Source organism: Burkholderia catarinensis, assembly GCF_001883705.2.
GTDB lineage: Bacteria > Pseudomonadota > Gammaproteobacteria > Burkholderiales > Burkholderiaceae > Burkholderia > Burkholderia catarinensis.
This window is the reverse complement of the sequence record NZ_MDEQ02000001.1, coordinates 613,893-633,105: the sequence shown is the minus strand read 5'-3', so window position 1 is coordinate 633,105 and position 19,213 is coordinate 613,893. Positions and strand designations below refer to the sequence as shown.

18 protein-coding genes are annotated in these 19,213 nt (G+C 67.9%); 5 read left to right on the top strand and 13 right to left on the bottom strand.

The annotated features are described in order from the left end of the window. Positions 1-8: 8 nt before the first annotated feature. From BFF94_RS02825 to BFF94_RS02805, 5 genes are all read right to left on the bottom strand, one after another. Positions 9-1,208: a pyridoxal phosphate-dependent aminotransferase gene (locus BFF94_RS02825; RefSeq protein ID WP_219138954.1), complete on the bottom strand. Its 1,200-nt coding sequence runs from the start codon at positions 1,206-1,208 to the stop codon at positions 9-11. A gap of 53 nt (positions 1,209-1,261) precedes the next feature. Continuing rightward, complete coding sequence (locus tag BFF94_RS02820) at positions 1,262-1,957, bottom strand: ABC transporter permease (protein ID WP_128842121.1); 696 nt, start codon at positions 1,955-1,957, stop codon at positions 1,262-1,264. A gap of 49 nt (positions 1,958-2,006) precedes the next feature. After that, the gene (locus tag BFF94_RS02815; RefSeq protein WP_128842120.1) at positions 2,007-2,723 is read right to left on the bottom strand and encodes an ABC transporter permease; all 717 of its coding nucleotides are present in this window, start codon (positions 2,721-2,723) and stop codon (positions 2,007-2,009) included. Positions 2,724-2,769: 46 nt separating this feature from the next. Then, positions 2,770-3,567, bottom strand: a complete 798-nt coding sequence (locus BFF94_RS02810; RefSeq protein WP_128842119.1) for a transporter substrate-binding domain-containing protein — start codon at positions 3,565-3,567, stop codon at positions 2,770-2,772. A 64-nt stretch (positions 3,568-3,631) separates the two neighbouring features. Then, the gene (locus tag BFF94_RS02805) at positions 3,632-4,438 is read right to left on the bottom strand and encodes an ABC transporter ATP-binding protein (protein WP_128842118.1); all 807 of its coding nucleotides are present in this window, start codon (positions 4,436-4,438) and stop codon (positions 3,632-3,634) included. 238 nt (positions 4,439-4,676) lie between these two features. Here BFF94_RS02805 and BFF94_RS02800 point away from each other — a divergent pair, with 238 nt between their 5' ends. Beyond that, positions 4,677-5,333, top strand: coding sequence for a TetR family transcriptional regulator C-terminal domain-containing protein (locus tag BFF94_RS02800; RefSeq protein WP_246637212.1), 657 nt, complete (start codon positions 4,677-4,679; stop codon positions 5,331-5,333). A gap of 67 nt (positions 5,334-5,400) precedes the next feature. Here BFF94_RS02800 and BFF94_RS02795 read toward each other — a convergent pair whose 3' ends face one another. The 7 genes from BFF94_RS02795 to BFF94_RS02765 all read right to left on the bottom strand — a co-directional run bounded on the left by BFF94_RS02795 (position 5,401) and on the right by BFF94_RS02765 (position 12,883). Further along, complete coding sequence (locus BFF94_RS02795) at positions 5,401-7,002, bottom strand: 5-guanidino-2-oxopentanoate decarboxylase (RefSeq protein ID WP_128842117.1); 1,602 nt, start codon at positions 7,000-7,002, stop codon at positions 5,401-5,403. Positions 7,003-7,054: 52 nt separating this feature from the next. After that, positions 7,055-7,693: a MarC family protein gene (locus tag BFF94_RS02790; RefSeq protein WP_128842116.1), complete on the bottom strand. Its 639-nt coding sequence runs from the start codon at positions 7,691-7,693 to the stop codon at positions 7,055-7,057. 22 nt (positions 7,694-7,715) lie between these two features. After that, positions 7,716-8,444 carry an NAD(P)H-dependent oxidoreductase gene (locus BFF94_RS02785; RefSeq protein WP_128842115.1) on the bottom strand — a complete coding sequence of 243 codons (729 nt, stop codon included), beginning with the start codon at positions 8,442-8,444 and terminating at the stop codon, positions 7,716-7,718. Between the two features lie 42 nt (positions 8,445-8,486). Beyond that, on the bottom strand, positions 8,487-9,281 hold the full coding sequence (locus tag BFF94_RS02780; protein WP_128842114.1) for an ABC transporter permease: 795 nt from the start codon (positions 9,279-9,281) through the stop codon (positions 8,487-8,489). A gap of 21 nt (positions 9,282-9,302) precedes the next feature. After that, positions 9,303-10,178 carry an ABC transporter permease gene (locus BFF94_RS02775; RefSeq protein WP_128842113.1) on the bottom strand — a complete coding sequence of 292 codons (876 nt, stop codon included), beginning with the start codon at positions 10,176-10,178 and terminating at the stop codon, positions 9,303-9,305. Positions 10,179-10,203: 25 nt separating this feature from the next. Next, a complete protein-coding gene (locus BFF94_RS02770; RefSeq protein WP_128842112.1) occupies positions 10,204-11,313 on the bottom strand; it encodes an ABC transporter substrate-binding protein in 1,110 nt (369 codons plus the stop codon). 403 nt (positions 11,314-11,716) lie between these two features. Continuing rightward, positions 11,717-12,883, bottom strand: a complete 1,167-nt coding sequence (locus BFF94_RS02765) for an ABC transporter ATP-binding protein (RefSeq protein WP_128847208.1) — start codon at positions 12,881-12,883, stop codon at positions 11,717-11,719. Positions 12,884-13,028: 145 nt separating this feature from the next. Between BFF94_RS02765 and BFF94_RS02760 the strand changes: the two genes are divergently transcribed. From BFF94_RS02760 to BFF94_RS02750, 3 genes are read left to right on the top strand one after another with little or no spacing between them, the layout of a single operon-like run. Beyond that, positions 13,029-13,817, top strand: coding sequence for an enoyl-CoA hydratase/isomerase family protein (locus BFF94_RS02760; protein ID WP_128847205.1), 789 nt, complete (start codon positions 13,029-13,031; stop codon positions 13,815-13,817). Between the two features lie 3 nt (positions 13,818-13,820). Further along, entirely contained in the window at positions 13,821-14,978 is a 1,158-nt protein-coding gene (locus tag BFF94_RS02755; protein ID WP_128847202.1) for an acyl-CoA dehydrogenase family protein, read from the top strand. Positions 14,979-15,029: 51 nt separating this feature from the next. Continuing rightward, on the top strand, positions 15,030-17,159 hold the full coding sequence (locus BFF94_RS02750; protein ID WP_219138953.1) for an acetate--CoA ligase family protein: 2,130 nt from the start codon (positions 15,030-15,032) through the stop codon (positions 17,157-17,159). Positions 17,160-17,239: 80 nt separating this feature from the next. On the opposite strand, the gene BFF94_RS02745 is transcribed toward BFF94_RS02750, so the two are convergent. Then, positions 17,240-18,370, bottom strand: coding sequence for a porin (locus tag BFF94_RS02745; protein ID WP_128842305.1), 1,131 nt, complete (start codon positions 18,368-18,370; stop codon positions 17,240-17,242). Positions 18,371-18,630: 260 nt separating this feature from the next. Between BFF94_RS02745 and BFF94_RS02740 the strand changes: the two genes are divergently transcribed. Beyond that, positions 18,631-19,209 carry a thioesterase family protein gene (locus BFF94_RS02740; protein WP_219138952.1) on the top strand — a complete coding sequence of 193 codons (579 nt, stop codon included), beginning with the start codon at positions 18,631-18,633 and terminating at the stop codon, positions 19,207-19,209. Positions 19,210-19,213 lie beyond the last annotated feature (4 nt).

The window sequence follows — 19,213 nt, the reverse complement described above, 5'->3', positions numbered from 1 at the left end:
CGCAGGCGTCACGACGCCGAACGAGCATCGACGCCGAGGCTCGCAACGTACGCCGCGATGCGCTCGCACGCGTCGGTCAGTTGCGCGTCGTCGACGACGAAGCCGAAGCGCACGAAGCCTGACGCCGTATCGCCGAACGCGCTCGCATCGAGCAGCGCGACCTGCTTCGCGCGGAACAGCCCCCACGTGAACGCATGCGCGTCGAGCCCCGTGCCGCGCACGTCGACCATCATGAACATGCCCGCTTCCGGCAGCAGGCAGCGCAGGCCCGGCACGTCGCGCAGCCGGCCGTACGCGAGATCGCGGCGGCGCCGGTAGAGCTCGCGCATGTCCGCGACGATCGCGGCCCGGTTGTCGAGCGCGGTGACGGCCGCCTGCTGGATGAAGCCCGGCAGCCCGTACAGCATGCACAGCGCGAGCCGCTCCGCGTGCTCGATCAGTTCGACGGGGCCGACGGCCCAGCCCACCCGCCAGCCCGGCATCGCATGCGACTTCGACAGGCTGCCAACCGTCACCGTGCGCTCGGCCATCCCCGGCAGCGACGCGATGCTGACCATGTCGCGCTCGAACGTCAGCGCCGCATACACCTCGTCGGATACGACCCACAGATCTCGCTCACACGCGAGCCGCGCGATCCGTTCGAGATCGGCGCGCGGCATCACGACGCCGGTCGGGTTGCACGGTGTCGCGAAGAAGATCGCCTTCGTGCGCGGCGTCACGGCCGCTTCAAGCGCATCGATGTCGAGATGGAAGCCGGTCGACGCATCGACCGGCACCGGCACCGGCACGAGCGTCGCACCCGACGCGCGCACGCTCGCCTCGTAGGTGAGGTACATCGGCTCCGGCACGAGCACCTCGTCGCCCGCCCCGCACAGGCACAGCGACATCGCGAACAGCGCGTTCTGCGCGCCGGCCGTCACGATCACGTGTTCGGGGCCGGCCGACTGACCGGTCGTGGCGACATGCTCGCGCGCGATCGCCGCGCGCAATTCGGCGCGGCCGCGCACTTCGCTGTAGTGCGTGTCGCCGCCGCGCAGCGCGGCGACCGCGCGCTCGACGATCACGTCGGGGGTCGCGAAATCGGGATCGCCGACGCTCAGGATGATAGCCGGCTCGCCAGCCGCGACGGCCTGCTGCGCCGCGTAGTGAATGTCCCATGCAGTCGTACGCTTGCCCTGCAGGCGATCGACCAGCTTCGAATAGTTCATGCGTCCTCCATCGCGCGGCGCACGCCCGGCCGCCGCGTCGTCAGTTGTTTCATTCAGCGCGGCATGCGCACGGGCACGCGCCGCTCGAGCCGGCCGAACGCGCGCTCGATCACGAACGCGAGCGCGACATAGATCACCGCGATCGCCAGCAGCGGCTCGTAGGTCCGCAGCGTTTGCGCGCGGATGTAGTTCGCGGCACCGAGCACGTCCATCACCGCGACCGTCGACGCGAGCGCCGTCGATTTCAGCAGCATCACGGTCTCGCCCGCGAGCGTCGGCAGCAGGATCTGGATCGCGCGCGGCAGCCATACGCGGCGCGCGATCATCGACGGGCGCATCCCCATCGCGCGCGCGGCCTCGATCTCGCCCTTCGGCACGCCGCGCAGGCCCGCGCGCAGCACCTCGCCGACATACGCGCCGACGCTGATCACGAGCGCGAACGCGACATACCAGAAGCCGTCGCGCAGGAACGGCCACAGTACGCTCTCGCGCAGTGCGGGCCAGCCCGCGAACAGCGAGCCGACGCCGTAATAGATCAGGTAGATCTGCACGAGCAGCGGCGTGCCGCGAATCACTTCGGTGAACGCCTTGCTGCCCCGCGCGACGACCGGATTCGACGACAGCCGCGCAAACGCAACGGCGATCGCGAGGCCGAAGCCGAATATGGCCGAGATGACGAGCAGCTTGACGGTGGTCAGCACGCCAAGTAGCAGCAGCGACCCGTATGAGGACAATACGCTCAGATCCATGACATTGATCCGGTTCGACGGGAAAGTGCGTGGGAAAGTACGATGCGGCTCACGATGCCGGCATCCAGCGGCCGAAGCGCCGCTCGATCTCGCGGAACAGCACGCCGGACAGCGACGTGATCGCGAAGTACACGGCCGCCACCATCAGGTAGTAGTGCATGTACTGGCGCGTCGAACCGGCCGCCTGCTTCGCCGTGTAGAGCAACTCGCTGTAGCCGACCACGCTGATCAGCGCGCTGTCCTTCACGAGGATCAGCCACAGGTTCGCGAAGCCCGCGAGCGCGTACGGCGCCATCGCCGGCAGCGTGACGCGCCGGAACACGAGCCCCGGCGGCGCGCCGAACGCGCGGCCGGCCTCGATCTGCCCGTACGGGATCGCGAGGATCGCGCCGCGGATGATCTCCGCCGCGTACGCGCCCTGCACGATGCCGAGCACGATCACCGCGGCCGCGAAGCCGTTGACCGCGACGGGGCCGACGCCGAGCGCCGTCATCAGCAAGTTGATCGCATCGGTGCCCGCGTAATAGAGCAGCAGGATCAGCAGCAGCTCGGGCACCGCGCGGCACAGAGTCGTGTAGCCCTGTGCGATGCGTTCGAGTGCGCGCACGCCGGACAGCTTTGCGGCCGCGCCGAGCAACCCGAGCACGATGCCGACCACGAACGCGCCGAGCGAAATCTCGAGCGTCACGCCCGCGCCCTGCAAGAGCGCGACGCCCCAGCCGTCCGGGTCCATGCCCAGGTAGCTCACCCATCCCCAACCGTCCATGCCGCCTCCTCGTCCGTGCGTGACGCCCGTATGCCGGTATCCGCGCTCAGTGCGGCCAGAGATCGACCGGGAAATACTTCTTCGCGATCTGCGCGTATTTGCCCGACGCATGCAGTTGCTCGAGCGCCTGGTCCATCTGCTGCTTCAACGGCGCATCGGCCTTGCGCATCCCCGCGCCGACGCCGTAGCCGAAGATCGCCGGATCCATCTTCACGCTGCCGGGCCCCTTCAGCTCGAACGTCGAACCATCCTTCGACTTCAGGAAATCGAGGATGCCGAGCTGATCGAGATACATCGTGTCGATCCGGCCCGCGACGAGATCCGCGTTGCAGTCGTCCTGCGTGTTGTACAGGCGCACCGTCGCGCCCTTGCCGTACGCCATCTTGATGAACTCGGCATTCGCGGTGGAGCCCTGCACGCCGATCACCTTGCCTTTCAGGCCGTCCGGCGTCAGCGTGAGCTTCTGGTTCTTCGCGCCGACGAAGGTACCCGGCGTCTCGTAGTACGGCCGCGAGAACGCGATCACCTTCTGGCGTTCCGGTGTGATCGACATCGAGTTGAAGATCACGTCGATCTTGTCGCTGAGCAAGGCCGGGATGATGCCGTCCCACGCGACTTCCTTGATCTCGCACTTGGCCTTCATCTGGTCGCACAGCGCGCGGATCAGGTCGGCCTCGAAACCGCTCCACTGGCCGGTCGGGCTCTTCATCAGGAATGGCGGATACGGCTCGGCGGCAACGCCGAAGCGCAGCACGCCCGATGACGCATGCGCGGAACCGAGCGGCGCGAGCGCCGCGACGACGATACTGAACAGGCACAGCAGACTGCGTACGACGCGTTTCATGGTCGGACTCCTTGCGGGAAAGATTCGGATCGTTCGGGCCGGCCGCGCGGGCCGCGCCCGCGGTTCAATGGTGTTGGCGGTGCGCGTTGACGAACTGGCGGCAGCGCTCGCTCTGCGGTGTATCGAAGATTTCCGACGGCGTGCCGCTCTCCTCGACACGCCCCTGGTGCAGGAACAGCACCTTGTTCGACACGTCGCGCGCAAATGCCATCTCGTGCGTGACGAGAATCATCGTGCGGCCTTCGCACGCGAGATCGCGGATCACCTTCAGCACTTCGCCGACGCGCTCGGGATCGAGCGCGGAGGTCGGCTCGTCGAACAGCATGACCTTCGGCCGCATCGCCAGCGCACGTGCGATTGCGACACGCTGCTGCTGGCCGCCGGACAGGAAGGCCGGATAGACGTTGCGCTTGTCGGCAAGGCCGACGCGTTCGAGCAGTTGCTCGGCGCGCGCGATCGCTTCGGCGCGCGGTTCGCGCAGCACGTGCACGGGCATCTCGATCACGTTTTCCAGCACCGTGCGGTGCGCCCACAGGTTGAAGCTCTGGAACACCATGCCGAGCCGCGTGCGGATTCGCTCGACCTGGCGCGGATCGATCGGCACGGTGCGCCCCTTGCGGTCGACTTTCAGCCCGATCTCCTCGCCGTCGACGACAATGCGCCCCCGGGTCGGCGTCTCGAGCAGGTTGATGCAGCGTAGCAGCGTGCTCTTGCCCGATCCGCTCGCGCCGATCAGCGAGATCACCTCGCCTTCATGCGCTCTCAGCGACACGCCTTTCAACACCTCCAGTTCGCCGAACCGCTTGTGCAGGTCGTCTACCTGCACGCGTTCCTCGACGACCGGTTTCAAACTCTCCACCCGCGCCAACATGCTGTCTCCTGTGTCGAATTCTCACGCCCGTCCCGTGCGGAATCGTGACGCCTTGTTGAATGGCCGACCAACCTCATGCGGAGTCGAGTATAGGCGCTGTTGAACAGTGGTTCAACAGATTTCAAAATTTCCGGAGCAAGGGTTTTCGAGGGTTTCGCGAGGCTTTCGACACCCTAATTGAACAAGCGTCCGGCGCTCCCCTATAATCGGTGCCACGACGATTCCGTAAGGTCACCACGTGAAAAAGACTCCTGGCACGGCACCGGTTCAGGCACGCAGCCGCGGCATCCGAGAAACGCCCGCGGTACGCCAGCAATCGATCATCGATGCGACGATGCGCTGCATCGCGCGCTACAGCTATTCCGAGACCACGATCGACCGCATCTGCGCGGAAGCGAAGGTCTCGCGCGGGCTGATCAACCATCACTTCCAGTCGAAAGACGAACTGATGGCGCAGACTTACAAACGGCTCGCGGCCGACCTGCTCGACGTGTCGCGCGCGGCGGCCGCAAACGCGACGAGCCCGGAGGACAAGCTCAATGCGATCATCAAGGTATGCTTCGCCGCGCCTGTATTCGCACCGAAGAACGTGAAGGTATGGCTCGGCTTCTGGAGCGTCGCGCACAGCGACCCGGTGATCCGCAAGGCGCACAAGGAGCTGTACAGCGGCTACCGGCAGGCGTTGAAGAAGCTGTTCGACCAGATCGCGGAAGTGCGTGGCGGCACCGTCGACAGCGATCTCGCCGCGCTGACGCTGACGGCCGTGATCGACGGCTTCTGGCTGGAACTGGCGCGCGACCCGACGTCGTTTACGGCGGAAGACGCGCTGACGAGCTGCCTGCGCGTCGTCGATACGTTCCTCCCGCCGCCGAAGACGGCCCGCAAGCGCGCGTAACGCGCACGCGCCGCCGGGCCACCGGCGGCGGACACGACGGCCTCGCCCAGCGAGGCCGTTCGCGCTTTCAGGCCGCGCGAATCTCGATCAGGTACGGCGCGTCGTGGGCAGCGGCGTCGCTCAGCGCACCAGCCAGCGATGCGCCCTCTTCGACTCGCTGCGCGCCCCATCCGTACGCACGCGCGATCGCGACGAAATCCGGCGTGTGCAGATCGACGCCGACCGGCTCGACGCCGCCGTCGACCATCGCGCGCTTGATCTCCCCGTACCCGCCATTGTTCAGCAGCACGACGATCACGCGCGCGCGATGCTGCACCGCGGTGCCGAGCTCCGCGAGCGTGTACTGGAACCCGCCGTCGCCGGCTATGCAAACGACCGGCCGCGACGCGTCGCCGAGGCTCGCGCCCACGGCGGCCGGCAGCCCGTAGCCGAGCGAGCCGAATCCCACCGACGCGTTGAACCAGCTGCGCGGGCGCGGTGCCGCGAAACCGACGTTGCCCGCGTAGACGATGCGCGTCGAATCGCCGACGATCGCCGCATCGGGCAACGCGTCGCGCACGCTGTCGAGCAGCGCGAGGTCGCGCCGCATCTCGTCGTTCAGTTCCTGCCGCGCCGCCGCGCGGCACATCGCCGCGCGTTCGATGCCGTCGCCGTCCGCGCGCGTGCGCGCATCGGCCGACCAGATGCGCCGGAGTGCGCGCACGGTTTCGCCGACGTCGCCGAGCAGCGGCAGCGCGGGCACCGCGTTGCGACACAACTGCTGCGGATCGAGGTCGATCCGCACGAGCGGCGCGGGCATCGCGAAGCTGTGCGTCGCATACAAGTCGTAGTCGGTCGGCCCCAGTTCGGTGCCGAGCGCAATGATCAGGTCGCTGTCGCGCATCAGTGCGCGCACCGCGTCGCTCGACGCCGACCAGGCGATGCCGAGCGGATGCTCGGGCGGCAACACGCCGCGCCCGTTGATCGTCATCACCACCGGTGCGTCGAGCGCTTCCGCGATCCAGCGCACGTCGTCGGCCGCGTCGAGCGCACCGCCGCCCGCGAGGATCAGCGGCGCGCGCGCGGCGGCGGCCTTCGCGCGGAACGCGTCGATACCCTTGGCCGACGCGGGACCCGGTGCGATGCGCGGCGGCACGGTCGGCACAGGCGGCAGTGCATCGGCAGTCGCCGCAAGCACGTCGAGCGGAATCTGGATGTGCACGGGGCGCGGGCGCCCGCCCGAAAACACCGCGAACGCGCGCGCGATCGCCTGCGGCAGCGCATCGGCGCGCGGCACCGTGTAGCTGAACGCGGCGACGTTGTCCGCGAACGCGTGCTGGTCCGGCAGCTCGTGCAGATGGCCGTTGCCCGAACCGATGTCGCCGGACGCATTGACGCTCGACACGACCAGCATCGGAATCGAATCCGCATAGGCCTGCGCCATCGACGTTGCGATGTTCGTCATGCCGGGCCCGGTAATGACGAAGCACACGCCGGGCTTGCCGGTCGCGCGCGCATAGCCGTCCGCCATGAAGCCGAGGCCCTGCTCGTGGCGCGCGCTCACGTGACGCAGCGCGCTGCCGGCCAAGCCGCGGTACAGCTCGATCGTATGCACGCCGGGAATGCCGAATACCGTGTCGACACCGTAGGCGGCGAGCAGGTCGACGAGGTACATGCCTACTGTTTTCATGAGGTTTCCATCGTTCAGGGTAGTTTTCAGGATCGCACGCCGGCCGCAGCCGTCAATGCGCGAGCCCCGGCAGCAGTTCGCGGACGCCCTGCGCGAGCATCTGGAACGCGATCGCGGTCAGCACGATGCCGGACAGCCGCTCGACCAGCGTCCGGCCGATCTCGCCGAGCCGGCGGCACCACGACGCCGAGCACGCATACGTGAGCCCGATCACGCCCGCATGCAGCACGCACGCGGCGCTCAGCGTGAGCAGGTCGGCCGGCGCATGAAAGCGCGTCGCGGTCGTGATCACGAGCGACATCACCGCGCTGCCGATCGACAGCGGGAAGATCAACGGCACCGCGATGTAGTTGCGCCATTGCGCATACTCGAGCCGCGTGTCGCCGCCGCTGCGCTCGTCGTTCGCCGTGCCGCGCATCATCGGGATCGACCACAGGCACAGCACGAGGCCGCCCGTCAGCGTCAGCGCGCCGAGCGTCAGGCCCAGCATGCGCAGCAGGAACTGCCCGCCCCACACCGCGCCGACCATCAGCGCTGCGATCCACGCGAACAGCCTGAACGCGATCTGCCGCTGCGTCGCGTCCGGGAAATGCCCGGTCACCGCCGCATACATCGGGATCGCGACGGGCGGACAGAACAGCGTCAGCAGGCCCGTCAGGAACAGCAGCACGTCGCTCGACGTCAGGGTCATCGCTCGCACTCATGTCAATCGTTCAGTCCTGCGCCGCTTCCTGCGGCGCGCGTTCGCGCGGCCGCATGTCGCCATCGAAATCGTCGAGCGACGGAAACGCCATCGGTTCGAGCCGGTCGAGCTGTGCCAGGTAGGCATCGTACCGTTCGAGCACGGCCGCACGCTCGGCGTCGCCGATATAGGGCACGTGATAGCCGACGAACGACGGCAGCACGTCGAAGCCCGCATAGCCGAGCGTGCCGCGCAGCACGTGGCGCAGCATCAGGTCCATCTCGCCGTGCACGCCGTCCACACCGAACATGTGGTCGCGCCCGCCGCACGTATAGGCGAGCAACGCGCGCTTGCCGCGCATCCCGCCGCGGTCGTAGAAACGCACGCCGCCGTACACCTTGCCCGACACGAGCACGCGGTCGACCCAGCCCTTCATGATCGCCGGCATCGAGCACCAGAACAGCGGGAAGCTCAGGATCAGCAGGTCGCACGCGACCAGCTTGTCGAGTTCGGCGGCAATATCGGGCGCGATCGCGTGCGCGGCGACGTTTTCGCGCTGCTCCAGCGCATAGACGAGATAGTCCGGGTTCTTCCGCACGCCGAAATCGGCGGCGCTCGCGACCGGGTTCCACTGCATCGCGTACAGGTCGGACACCGTCACGGTATGCCCCTGCGCTTCGAGCGTGCTCACCGCGCGGTGCAGCATCGACGTGGTGAACGACTGCGGTTCGGGATGGGCATGAACGATCAGGACTTTCATGGTGCGTTTTTCTCCGCAACGTAACGTTGAATTCGGTTGAAATCAGACGGGCCCGGCCGTGCGCTTGCGCAGCAGCGACAGGCCAATCGCGACACAGGTGGCGGCCAGCAGCAGCGTGGAGACCGACGCGATTGCCGGGTCGACGTTCTCGCGCATCCCGTCCCACATGCGGCGCGGCAGCGTGTAGACGCCCCGGCTCGAAATGAACAGCGTGACGACCAGTTCGTCCCACGACAGGATGAATGCGAATACGGCCGCCGACAGCACGCCGGGCCGGATCGACGGCAGGATCACGTAGCGCAGCGTCTGCGCGAGGTTCGCGCCGAGGCTGCGCGATGCCTGCTCGATCCGCAGCCCGACCGTCGCGAGCGATGCGGACACCGCGACGACCACGTAAGGCACCGACAGCACGACATGCGACAGGATCACCGCCGGATAGCTGTCGAGCATCCCGAGCTCGCCCCACAGCCGGTAGAACGCGAGCGCCGATACGATCGGCGGCACGATCAGCGGAAACAGGATCACGCCGCGCACGAGCTCGCCGCGCCGCGACGCAACCTTCCACAGGCCGATCGCGCACAAGGTGCCGAGCGTCACCGAGATCACCGACGAAACGAGCGCGATCAGCCCGCTCTGCAGGAAACCCGACACCCAGCCGTCGTCGTCGAGCAGCACGCGGTAGTGCCGCAGCGACAGCGCGCCGTCCGGCATCGACAGATAATCGCTCGGTGTCAGCGACACGGGCACCGACACGAGCAGCGGCAGCATCAGGAACAGGATCGCGGCCCACGCAATGCCGATCACCAGCGCGCGCCCGGCCGTCAGTCTGGTCTTCATCTTCGATTCCTCCGGTCCGATTCAGCGCGCGCCGAACAGCTCGCGCAGGTCGACGAAACGCGCGAGCAAGGCAAGCGCGGCCAGGATCGACGCCAGCAGCAGCGACGCAAGCGCCGCCCCGCTGCCCCAGTTCATGAGCTGCAGGATCTGCGTGCTGATGTATTCGGCGATCATTACCGTGCGGCCGCCGCCGAGAATCACCGGCGTCACGTAGAAGCCGAGCGAGAAGATGAACACGAGGATCGCCGCGCCGACGATGCCCGGCCGCGTCTGCGGGAAATACACCTTGCGGAACGTGACGAGCGCGCCCGCGCCGAGCCCCTGCGATGCACGTGCAAGCTGCGGGTCGATGCCCTTCATGTTCGCGTACAGCGGCAGCACCGCGTACGGGATCATGAAGTGGATCATTCCGATCACGACGCCGATCTCGTTGCGCATCAGCGGCAACGGCGAGTCGATCAGCCCGACGCGCATCAGCAGCGTGTTGACGAGCCCATGTTCGCCGAGCAGGAACAGCCACGAGAACGCGCGCACCAGCACCGACGCCCAGAACGGCACGAGCAGCCCGAACATCAGCGCCATCCGCTGGCGCGGCCCGACGTGCGCCATCGCATACGCGATCGCGTAGCCGAGCGCGACCGAACACACGGTCGTGACCGCGCACACACGCAGCGTCGTCCACAGCACGCGGTGCACGCCGTGGTTGTCGAGCAGCCGCGCGTAGTTGTGCAGGCCGGGCTCCGGCACCGCGAAGCCGAGCCACAGCACGCGCGCGAGCGGATACACGTACAGCACGATCAGCACCGCGAGCAGCGGCACGACGAGCAGCCAGTAGCGGTCGGCTTTCGCACGGCCGAGCGGGGCGGCGCCCGCGACAGGTGAAGACAGGGTATTCATGGTGTCACGCTCATGCGGCGGCGGCTCAGGACGACATCAGGTCGGTGTACTGCGCGAGCGTCGCTTCGTAATGCTGCGCCCACCATTCGGGATTCACCTTGCACTGCTTCGCCCAGTTCTCCGGCGTGCCGGGATTGTCCGCGCGCAACGCCTGCGGCACGGCGGCCGTCGCGGCCGGCGTCACCGGCCCGTTGCCGAGCAGCGACAGCAGGCGCACCTGCGGCTCGATGCCCTGCACGAATTTGATGAACTGCCACATCGCGTCGCCCGACGGATTGTTCTTCGGCACGCCCCACACGTCGCAGGATGCAAGCCCCTGCTCCCACGTATAGCGGAACCGCCCGCTGCTTTCGCGCTGCAGCACGTTCGCGCGGGTATGCCAAATGCACGCCATGCTGACTTCGCCGTTGCGCAGCAGTTGCAGGCTGTCCGCGCCCGAATCCCACAGCAGCACGTTCGAGCGCAGCTCCTTGAGCTTCTTCAGCGCGCGCGGCACGTCGATCGGGTAGACCTTGTCCTTGTCGACGCCGTCGGCCATCAGCGCGGCCTCGAGTGCGCCGCCCATCCACTTCCACAGCCCGCGCTTGCCCGGAAACTTGCCGACGTTCCAGAAATCGGCCCAGTTCTTCGGCGGATTCGCGCCGAACTTGCGCGCGTCGTAGACGAGTACGTAGCTCAGCAGGTACGACGGCACGCCGAAATCCGATGCGAGCCCCGGCAGCGTGTTGCGACCGACGACCGAATAGTCGATCGGCCGCAGGAAGCCCTGCTTGCCAAGCTTGATCGCCGCGAAGCCGTCGAGATCCATCACGTCCCAGATCACGTTCCGGTTCTCGACCATCGCCTTGATCTTGCCGTCTTCCGGCGACGAGTCGTAACCCATCCTGATGCCGCTCGCCTTCGTGAACGGGTCCATGTAGGCGGAACGGAACGCCGAACGTGCCTCGCCGCCCCACGCGCTCAGCACGATTTCCTTCGGGTTCGCGGCCAGCACATCCTTCGCGCCCAGCGACAGCAGCGTCGGCGCGATGCCTGCGGCCGCGCACAGCCGGAGGAAATCCCGGCGGCGCTGCGACGTCGCAGGTTGAAGGTCGCGTGCTTGATCGAGCAGGTCCTGCAGATAGCGGTTCGTCATGGTGTCTCCTCCAGGCTAGGGCCTGTTCACGCTAATAACGGGCTTGCGAACGTGCCTTGCCGGTCGTAGTGCAAGGAGCACGGAGCGCCGTTTGGCCGAGCCAAACAAGCGACGCGCGACGCCGCAATGCGGCCGGCAAGGCACGTTCCCCTGTTTGGAAAAAATCATTCGTGGGGCTGGCCCCCAGAAGGGCCGATCGCCGCGTCATACTCCTCGCGAATACGTCGAGTATTCGCTTCGTCGCATTCCTTGCGCTCGGCCCTTCTGGGGGCCAGCGCAAGCCCGTTATTAGCGTGAACAGGCCCTCGGCGGCTCCCGCACGCGTCTCGTCGTTTCCGGGGCCGGTGAATCGTCCGGCGACGACGGCACTCGCCGCCTCGCGCGGGATGGATCGGTCTGCGCGTCAGTCCGGCGTGATCCGGCACGTCGCGTCGCGCTCCCACTGCACGAACACGTCCATGCCGGTGCGCGGCGACGCGAGTCCGCGCCATGCGGGCACGTCGGCGGTCACGCAGCCGAGCGCAGCGGTCTCGATCTCGAAGCGGTACGACGAACCGAAATAGCTCCAGTGGCGAATCCGGCCGGCCACTTCGTTGTGCGCGCCGCCACACGATGCCGCCGAGACGGCGACCTTTTCCGGCCGCAGCGCGAACAGCAGCGGGTCGTCCGGCCGCGCGCCGCACGCGGGTGCGACGAAGCGCGCAGCGCCGACGCGGTAGTGCGTCGCCGCGGTATCGCCGCCGAGCGCGACGCCTTCGATGAAATTGCTCTTGCCGAGGAAATCCGCAACGAAGCGGTTCGCCGGCTGTTCGTACAGCCCGTCGGGCGTGCCGATCTGTTCGAGCCGGCCGTCGCGCATGATCGCGATCCGGTCCGACATCGACAATGCCTCCTCCTGATCGTGCGTGACGAACAGGAAAGTCGCGCCGAGCCGTTCGTGCAGCGCCTTCAGTTCGACCTGAACCTCACCGCGCAGCTTGCGGTCGAGCGCGCCGAGCGGTTCGTCGAGCAGCACGAGATCGGGATCGAACACCAGCGCGCGCGCGATCGCGACGCGCTGCTGCTGGCCGCCCGACAACTGGCGCGGCAAGCGATCGGCGAGAGGGCCGAGCCGCACGAGATCGAGTGCGGCCTTCACGCGCTTCACCGCGTCGGGCCCCTTCTGCTTGCGCACCATCAGCGGGTACGCGACGTTCTGCTCGACCGTCATGTGCGGAAACAGCGCATAGCCCTGGAACACCATCCCGAAGTTGCGCTTCTCGGGCGGCAACGCGACGATGCTGCGGCCGCCGACGCGCAGGTCGCCGGTGGTCGGATGCTCGAAGCCCGCGACGATCGTCAGCAGCGTCGTCTTGCCGGAGCCCGACGGCCCGAGGATCGTCAGGAACTCGCCGCGCGGAATGTCGATCGTCGTTTCCCGCAACGCGTGCACGCTGCCGTAGCACTTCGACACGCGATCGATCTGCAGGCCGGCACCGCTCGCGATGCGCCCCGCCGGCTCCGCGCGCGCCGCGTGCGCACCGGGCCTGCCCTCCTCCACACCTGCCGACGTCTCCATCACCGCACTCATCGTGTGTCTCCTGGTCGACTCACAATTGGGTTGAACGTTCATTTAACAGAACTTATACTATGCCGAAATGCGGTCCGCAAGTAGCGGCGACCCTTGCCGGCTCTGACACAACACGAAACCCAACACCAAGGAGACAGTGATCAGCATGAGCATCGAGGACATCCGAATCGAACGTCACGACGGCGTCGTGACGCTTCACCTGAACCGCCCGGCGAAGCGCAATTCGCTCGCGCGGCCGCATCTCGACTTTCTTCGCGACACGCTCGACGCGCTCGCGAACGACCCGGCCGTGCGCTGCCTCGTGCTGACCGGCACGGGCAGCGCGTTCTGCGCGGGCGCGGACGTCGACGAATGGGCCGAGGCCGAACGCAACGGCGAACTCGACACCTACGGGTGGACCGAGCGCGCGCACCGCTTCGTGCAGGCGCTCGCCGCGTTTCCGCGCCCCACCGTCGCCGCGCTGAACGGCTCGACGGTCGGCGCGGGCACCGACATCGGCTTTGCATGCGACTTCCGTATCGCGAGCACGGCCGCGACGCTGCGCTGCGGGTATACGGGCATGGGCTACAGCCCCGACATGGGCGGAAGCTGGTTCCTGCCGCGCATCGCGCGGCCCGACGTCGCACGCCGCTTCATCTTCCTGAACGAACGCTGGAATGCGCAGGACGCGCTCGCGGCCGGGCTCGTGTCCGAAGTTGTCGATGCCGATGCGTTCGCGGAGCACGTCGCCGCGTTTGCCGCGCGTCTCGCGCAGGGGCCGAGCGTCGCGTTCGGCCATACCAAGGCGCTGCTCGCGCAGTCGCTCACGCACACCCTCGCCGAGCAGTTGCGCGGCGAGCTGGCAGCCGGCGTCGCTTGCGGCCACAGCGAGGACGGCCAGGAAGCGCTTCGCGCGTCGGTCGAAGGTCGCGCACCTCATTTTGTCGGGAGATGACTGATGGATTTTTCGCTGACCCAAGAGCAGGAAATGCTGGTGACGTCGCTGCGTCAGTTCGTCGAGAAGGAACTGCAGCCTCATGAATTCGCGGTCGACCGCGCGGACGACGTGCCGCCCGAGCTCGCCGATTCGATCCGCCGCAAGTCGATCGAGCTCGGCTTCTACGCGTTCAACATGCCCGAGAGCGCCGGCGGCCCGGGCCTCGACTACGTGACACAGGCGCTCGTCGAGCGCGAGCTCGGCCGCACGAGCTGGGCGCTGCACGTGTTCGTCGCGCGGCCGAGCAAGATCCTGATGGCATGCAAGGGCGACCAGGTCGAGCGCTACCTGAGGCCGGCCGTGCGCGGCGAGCGCGTCGACTGCTTCGCGCTGACCGAGCCGGGCGCCGGCTCCGACGCGATGGGCATCCGCACGCGCGCGGTACGCGACGGCGACGACTACGTGATCAACGGCAGCAAGCACTTCATCAGTCACGCGGATACGGCCGATTTCGTGATCCTGTTCGCCGTCACCGGCGAGGAGGAGGTGCGCGGCCAGAAGCGCAAGCGCGTGACCTGCTTCCTGATCGACAAGGACACGCCGGGAATGACCGTGCGCCCGGGCCCGCACTGCACGAGCCTGCGCGGCTACCACCAGTCGGAGATCTTCCTGACCGACTGCCGCGTCAGCGCCGCGCAGATCCTCGGCGAAGAACATCGCGGCTTCGAGCTCGCGAACGACTGGCTGACGGCCGGCCGCGTGATGGTCGCGGCGAACAACATCGGCCGCGCGCAGCGCGCGTTCGAGATGGCCGCCGAATGGGCGGCAACGCGCCAGCAGTTCGGCAAGCGCATCGGCGAATTCCAGGGCACGTCGTTCAAGCTCGCCGACATGCAGACCGAGATTCGCGCGGCGGAACTCGTCACGCTCTACACCGCGCAGAAGCTCGACCTGGGCACGATGACCGACGGCGATGCCGCGCTCGCGAAGCTGCTCGCGACCGAAACGCTCGGCCACGTGACCGATCATGCGGTGCAGATCTACGGCGGCATGGGGCTGATGGACGAACTGCCGATCGAGCGCTTCTGGCGCGATGCGCGCATCGAGCGCATCTGGGAAGGCACGTCCGAGATCCAGCGGCACATCCTGTCCAAGGAAATCCTTCGACGCTACAGCTGACGCGAACCGTCGCGCCGGCACGGCCGTGCGCGACTTCCGAAAGGACCTGTCATGACTTCTTCTCCCGCAGTCAGGGATCGCCGTGCCGCCGCCGCGGCCAACCTGCGCCGGCTGCTCGAACCGGCCAGCATTGCGTTCGTCGGCGGACGCGGCATCGCCGGCGCCGTGCAGCGCTGTCGCGACTACGGCTATGCCGGCGACATCCGGCTCGTCAACCCGAACCATGCCGAGATCGACGGCGTGCGCTGCCATGCGAGCGTCGCCGACCTGCCCGCCGCGCCCGACGCCGTGTTCGTCGCGGTGCCGGCACGACAGGCGATCGACGTCGTGCGCGCGCTCGCCGAACGCGGCGCGGGCGGCGCGATCGTGTATGCGTCCGGCTTCTCCGAGACCGGCGCCGGCGGCACCGCGCTGCAGCAAGCGCTCGTCGACGCGGCCGGCGACATGGCCGTGCTCGGACCGAACTGCTACGGGCTCATCAACGGCCTGAACGGCAGCGCGCTGTGGCCCGTCGCGCACGGCGCGCCGCGCGTCGAATCGGGCGTCGCCGTGATCACGCAGAGCGGCAACCTTGCGTACAACCTGTCGATGAGCACACGCTCGGTGCCGTTCGCGTACCTCGCGAGCGTCGGCAACCAGGCATCGGTCGACATCGCGCGCCTCGTCGACGCGTTCGTCGACGATCCGCGCATCCGCGCGATCGGCGTGCATCTCGAAGGGTTGAAGGACGTGCGCGCGTTCAGCGAGGCCGCCGCCCGCGCGCTCGCGCGCGGCGTGCCGATCGTCGCGTTGAAGAGCGGCACGTCGACGCTCGGCGCGCAGCTCGCGATGAGCCACACGAGTTCGCTCGCGGGCTCGGACGCGCTGTACGACGCGCTGTTCCGGCGGCTCGGCGTGATCCGCGCGAAGGACCCGGTCGGCCTCGTCGAGACGCTGAAGCTGCTCGCGATCGCCGGCGTGCCCGAGCGCCGCACGCTCGCCGCGCTTGCGACGTCCGGCGGCGATGCGGGGCTCGTCGCCGACCTCGGCGAGGCGCGCGGCATCGCGTTCCCGCCGGTCGGCGACGCGGGCCGCGATACGCTCGGCAAGGTGCTGCCCGCGTACGCGACGATCGCGAACCCGCTCGACTTCACGACCACGCCATGGGGCGACCCCGACAAAATGCGCACCTGCTGCGACGCGCTGCTCGCCGATCGCCCGGGCGCGGCCGCGATGATCCTCGACTACCCTCAGGAAGCGACCGGCGAGCGGCCGCTGTGCGACATCGCGGCGAGCGCGTTCGCCGCGTCCGCGCGCCAGCACGGCGTGGTCGGCGCGGTGATCTCGGTGTTTCCGGACCTGACGCCGCCTGATCACGCGGCGCGCATGGCCGCGGCCGGCATCGCACCGCTGCAGGGGCTCGCCGACGGCATCGACGCGCTCGGCGCGGCGATGGCCTACGGCGACACGCGCCGCCGCGTGCTCGACGCCGATGCGCTGAGCGCGCTGCCCGTGTTGCGCGCCGGCCAGGGCGGCGACGGCACGGCGACGCTGCACGACGAGTGGGCCAGCAAGCGGATGCTGGTCGCGTACGGGCTTGCGGTGCCGCCGGCCGAATGCGTCGCGCCCGCCGACGCGCCGGCCGCCGCACAACGGCTCGGCTTCCCCGTGTGCGTGAAAGTGGTCAGCGACCGCCTGCCGCACAAGACCGAGGCCGGTGCGGTCGCGCTGAAGCTCCCGTCGCCCGAAGCCGTCGCCGACGCGGTCGAGCGGATGACCGCGCAGGTGGCGCGTTACGCGCCCGACGTGCGCATCGAGCGCATCCTCGTCGAGAAAATGGCCGACGCGCCGTTGCTCGAACTGATCGTCGGCGTGAAGCGCGAGCCGAACTTCGGCCTGGCGCTCGTGCTCGGTACCGGCGGCGTGCTGGTCGAACTGATCCGCGACACCGCGACGCTGCTGCTGCCCGTGCGCGAAAGCGACGTGCGCGACGCGCTGCTCGGGCTGAAGCTCGGGCCGCTGCTGACCGGCTATCGCGGGCGGCCGAAGGCCGATCTCGACGCCGTGGTCGCGAACGTAATGGCGATCGCGCGGTTTGCGCAGGCGCATGCGGATACGCTCGTCGAACTCGACGTCAACCCGTTGCTGGTGATGGAGCACGGTGCGGTTGCCGTCGACGCGCTGGTCAGGCTCGACGCGTGACGTGGCAAGGTTCGTGCGGCATGCCGCACGGACCTTCGTTCATCCCGGCTCGGTTCAGATGACCTTGCCGGGATAACGCATCAGAAGCTGTGCTTCATGCCGATGCGCGCGGCGGCCTGCGTGCGGCTCGTCGACGGCGTGAAGCTGTAGCCGATCACCGCGTCGACGCCCTGCGACGCGCGCATCCAGTCGACGGCCGCATACACGTCGGTACGCTTGGACAGCGCGTAGTGCGTGCCGAGCGCGACCTCGTGCCAGTGATGGCCTTCGAACGTCGTGTACTGGTAGCCCGCGACAAGCGACAGCGGCGCCGTCGCCTGGTACAGGCCGCCCGCCTCGTACACGCGCATCGTCGACGACTGCCCGTAGCCCTTGAACGTCGTGTTGCTGAAGTCCGCGCTGAGCGTGAGCTTGCCGAACACGTACGACGCACCGATCCCGAAGATCGACTGCGAGTCGATCGCGAACGGCGTCGAGTCGTGCAGGTCGGTGACGGCGCCCGTCGCCGGATCGACGCTCGCGACCGTCTGGCCGAGCATCGTCTTCACGCCCATCTGTGCGTATGGATCGAGCGCCGCGAGCCCGCGCGGCGAGTTGAGCCGCGTGTAGTTGCCGCCCGTCGAGAAATCGCCGTGCGTCCAGGTCGCGCCGACGCTCCACGCGCTGCCGTCGTGGAAACTGCCCGCATCGTTGCTGAACGAATACATGCCGCCGACCACGAGCCCGTGGAAGCTGTTGCTGACGAACTTCACCGCGTTCTGCAGCCGGTCGCCGCTCTGGCGGTCGAAATCGCCGAGGTGCACGCCGTAGCCGCTGCCGAACGCGCTGACGTTGAACGCGGCCGTGAATTCGTACGCGAAGTCGTACTGGTTGCCGAAGGTCAGCGTGCCCCAGTCGTTGCCGAGGCCCACGTACGCCTGGCGGCCGAACATCGCGCCGCCCTGGTTCAGCTTGCCCGTGCCGAGGCGAAAGCCGTTCTCGAGCTTGAACACGGCCTTGTTGCCGCCGCCGAGATCCTCGGTGCCCATCAGGCCGACGCGGTTGCCGTACGACACGCCGTCGTCGAACAGGGTCGCATGCGCGCCGCCCGCATTGTTCACATAGGTGATGCCGCCGTCGATGATCCCGTACAGCGAGACGCTGCTCTGTGCATGCACGTGGCCCTGAACCATCACCGACATCATGCCGGCCAGCAGGAAGCGTTTCTTCATTTCCGGTGTCTCCAGTTTCCGCGAGGCGGATCGATTTTCGTGGTTCGAGAAAGGCCGCCCGCCTGCTTCGCTTCGGCATCGCGGCGCTGCCGAGTATAGGTTTCGTTGAATGAATGTTCAATCGATTGAGGACCCGGTCCGCACCGGTGTTTACACGCATCGGCGATCTCTTTATTGAAAAAACGTTCAACCCGTCATAACATCGACCGGCAGCCGCGCGAACGACGCGCGGGTCCGTTCCGAACCTCGGAGGGCACTGGATGACGACCCACCTCAACCCCGCCGCCGAGCCGCGCCTGCGCTCGGCCTACGAAGGACAGAAGTCGCGCCCGTACGATCCCGGCGCGCCGATCGCGACGCCGCTCGAACTGCACCGCTGCACCGTGCAGCCCGAATGGGTCGACTACAACGGCCACATGAGCGAATCGTGCTACCTGCTCGTGTTCGGCGACAGCAGCGACGCGTTCTTCCGCTACTTCGGCATCGACGACGACTATCGCGAAGCCGGCTGCTCGATCTTTTCGGCGGAAACGCATATCCGCCACCTCGGCGAAGCGATGCTCGGCGACCCGCTCACGCTCACGCTGCGACTGCTCGATGTGGACGACCGGCGCCTGCACGTGTTCCATTCGATGCATCACGCGACGACCGGCGCGCAACTCGCCACCGGCGAGCAACTGCTGACCCACGTCGACATGCACGCGAAGCGTTCGGCGCCGTTTCCCGATGCGATGCGCCGCCATCTCGACGCAATTCACGCCGAACATGTGCGCGCGCCCCGCGAGCTGCATGCGGGCCGCTCGATCGCGATCCGCCGCCCCGCCCCCGCTTCTCGCTGAACCT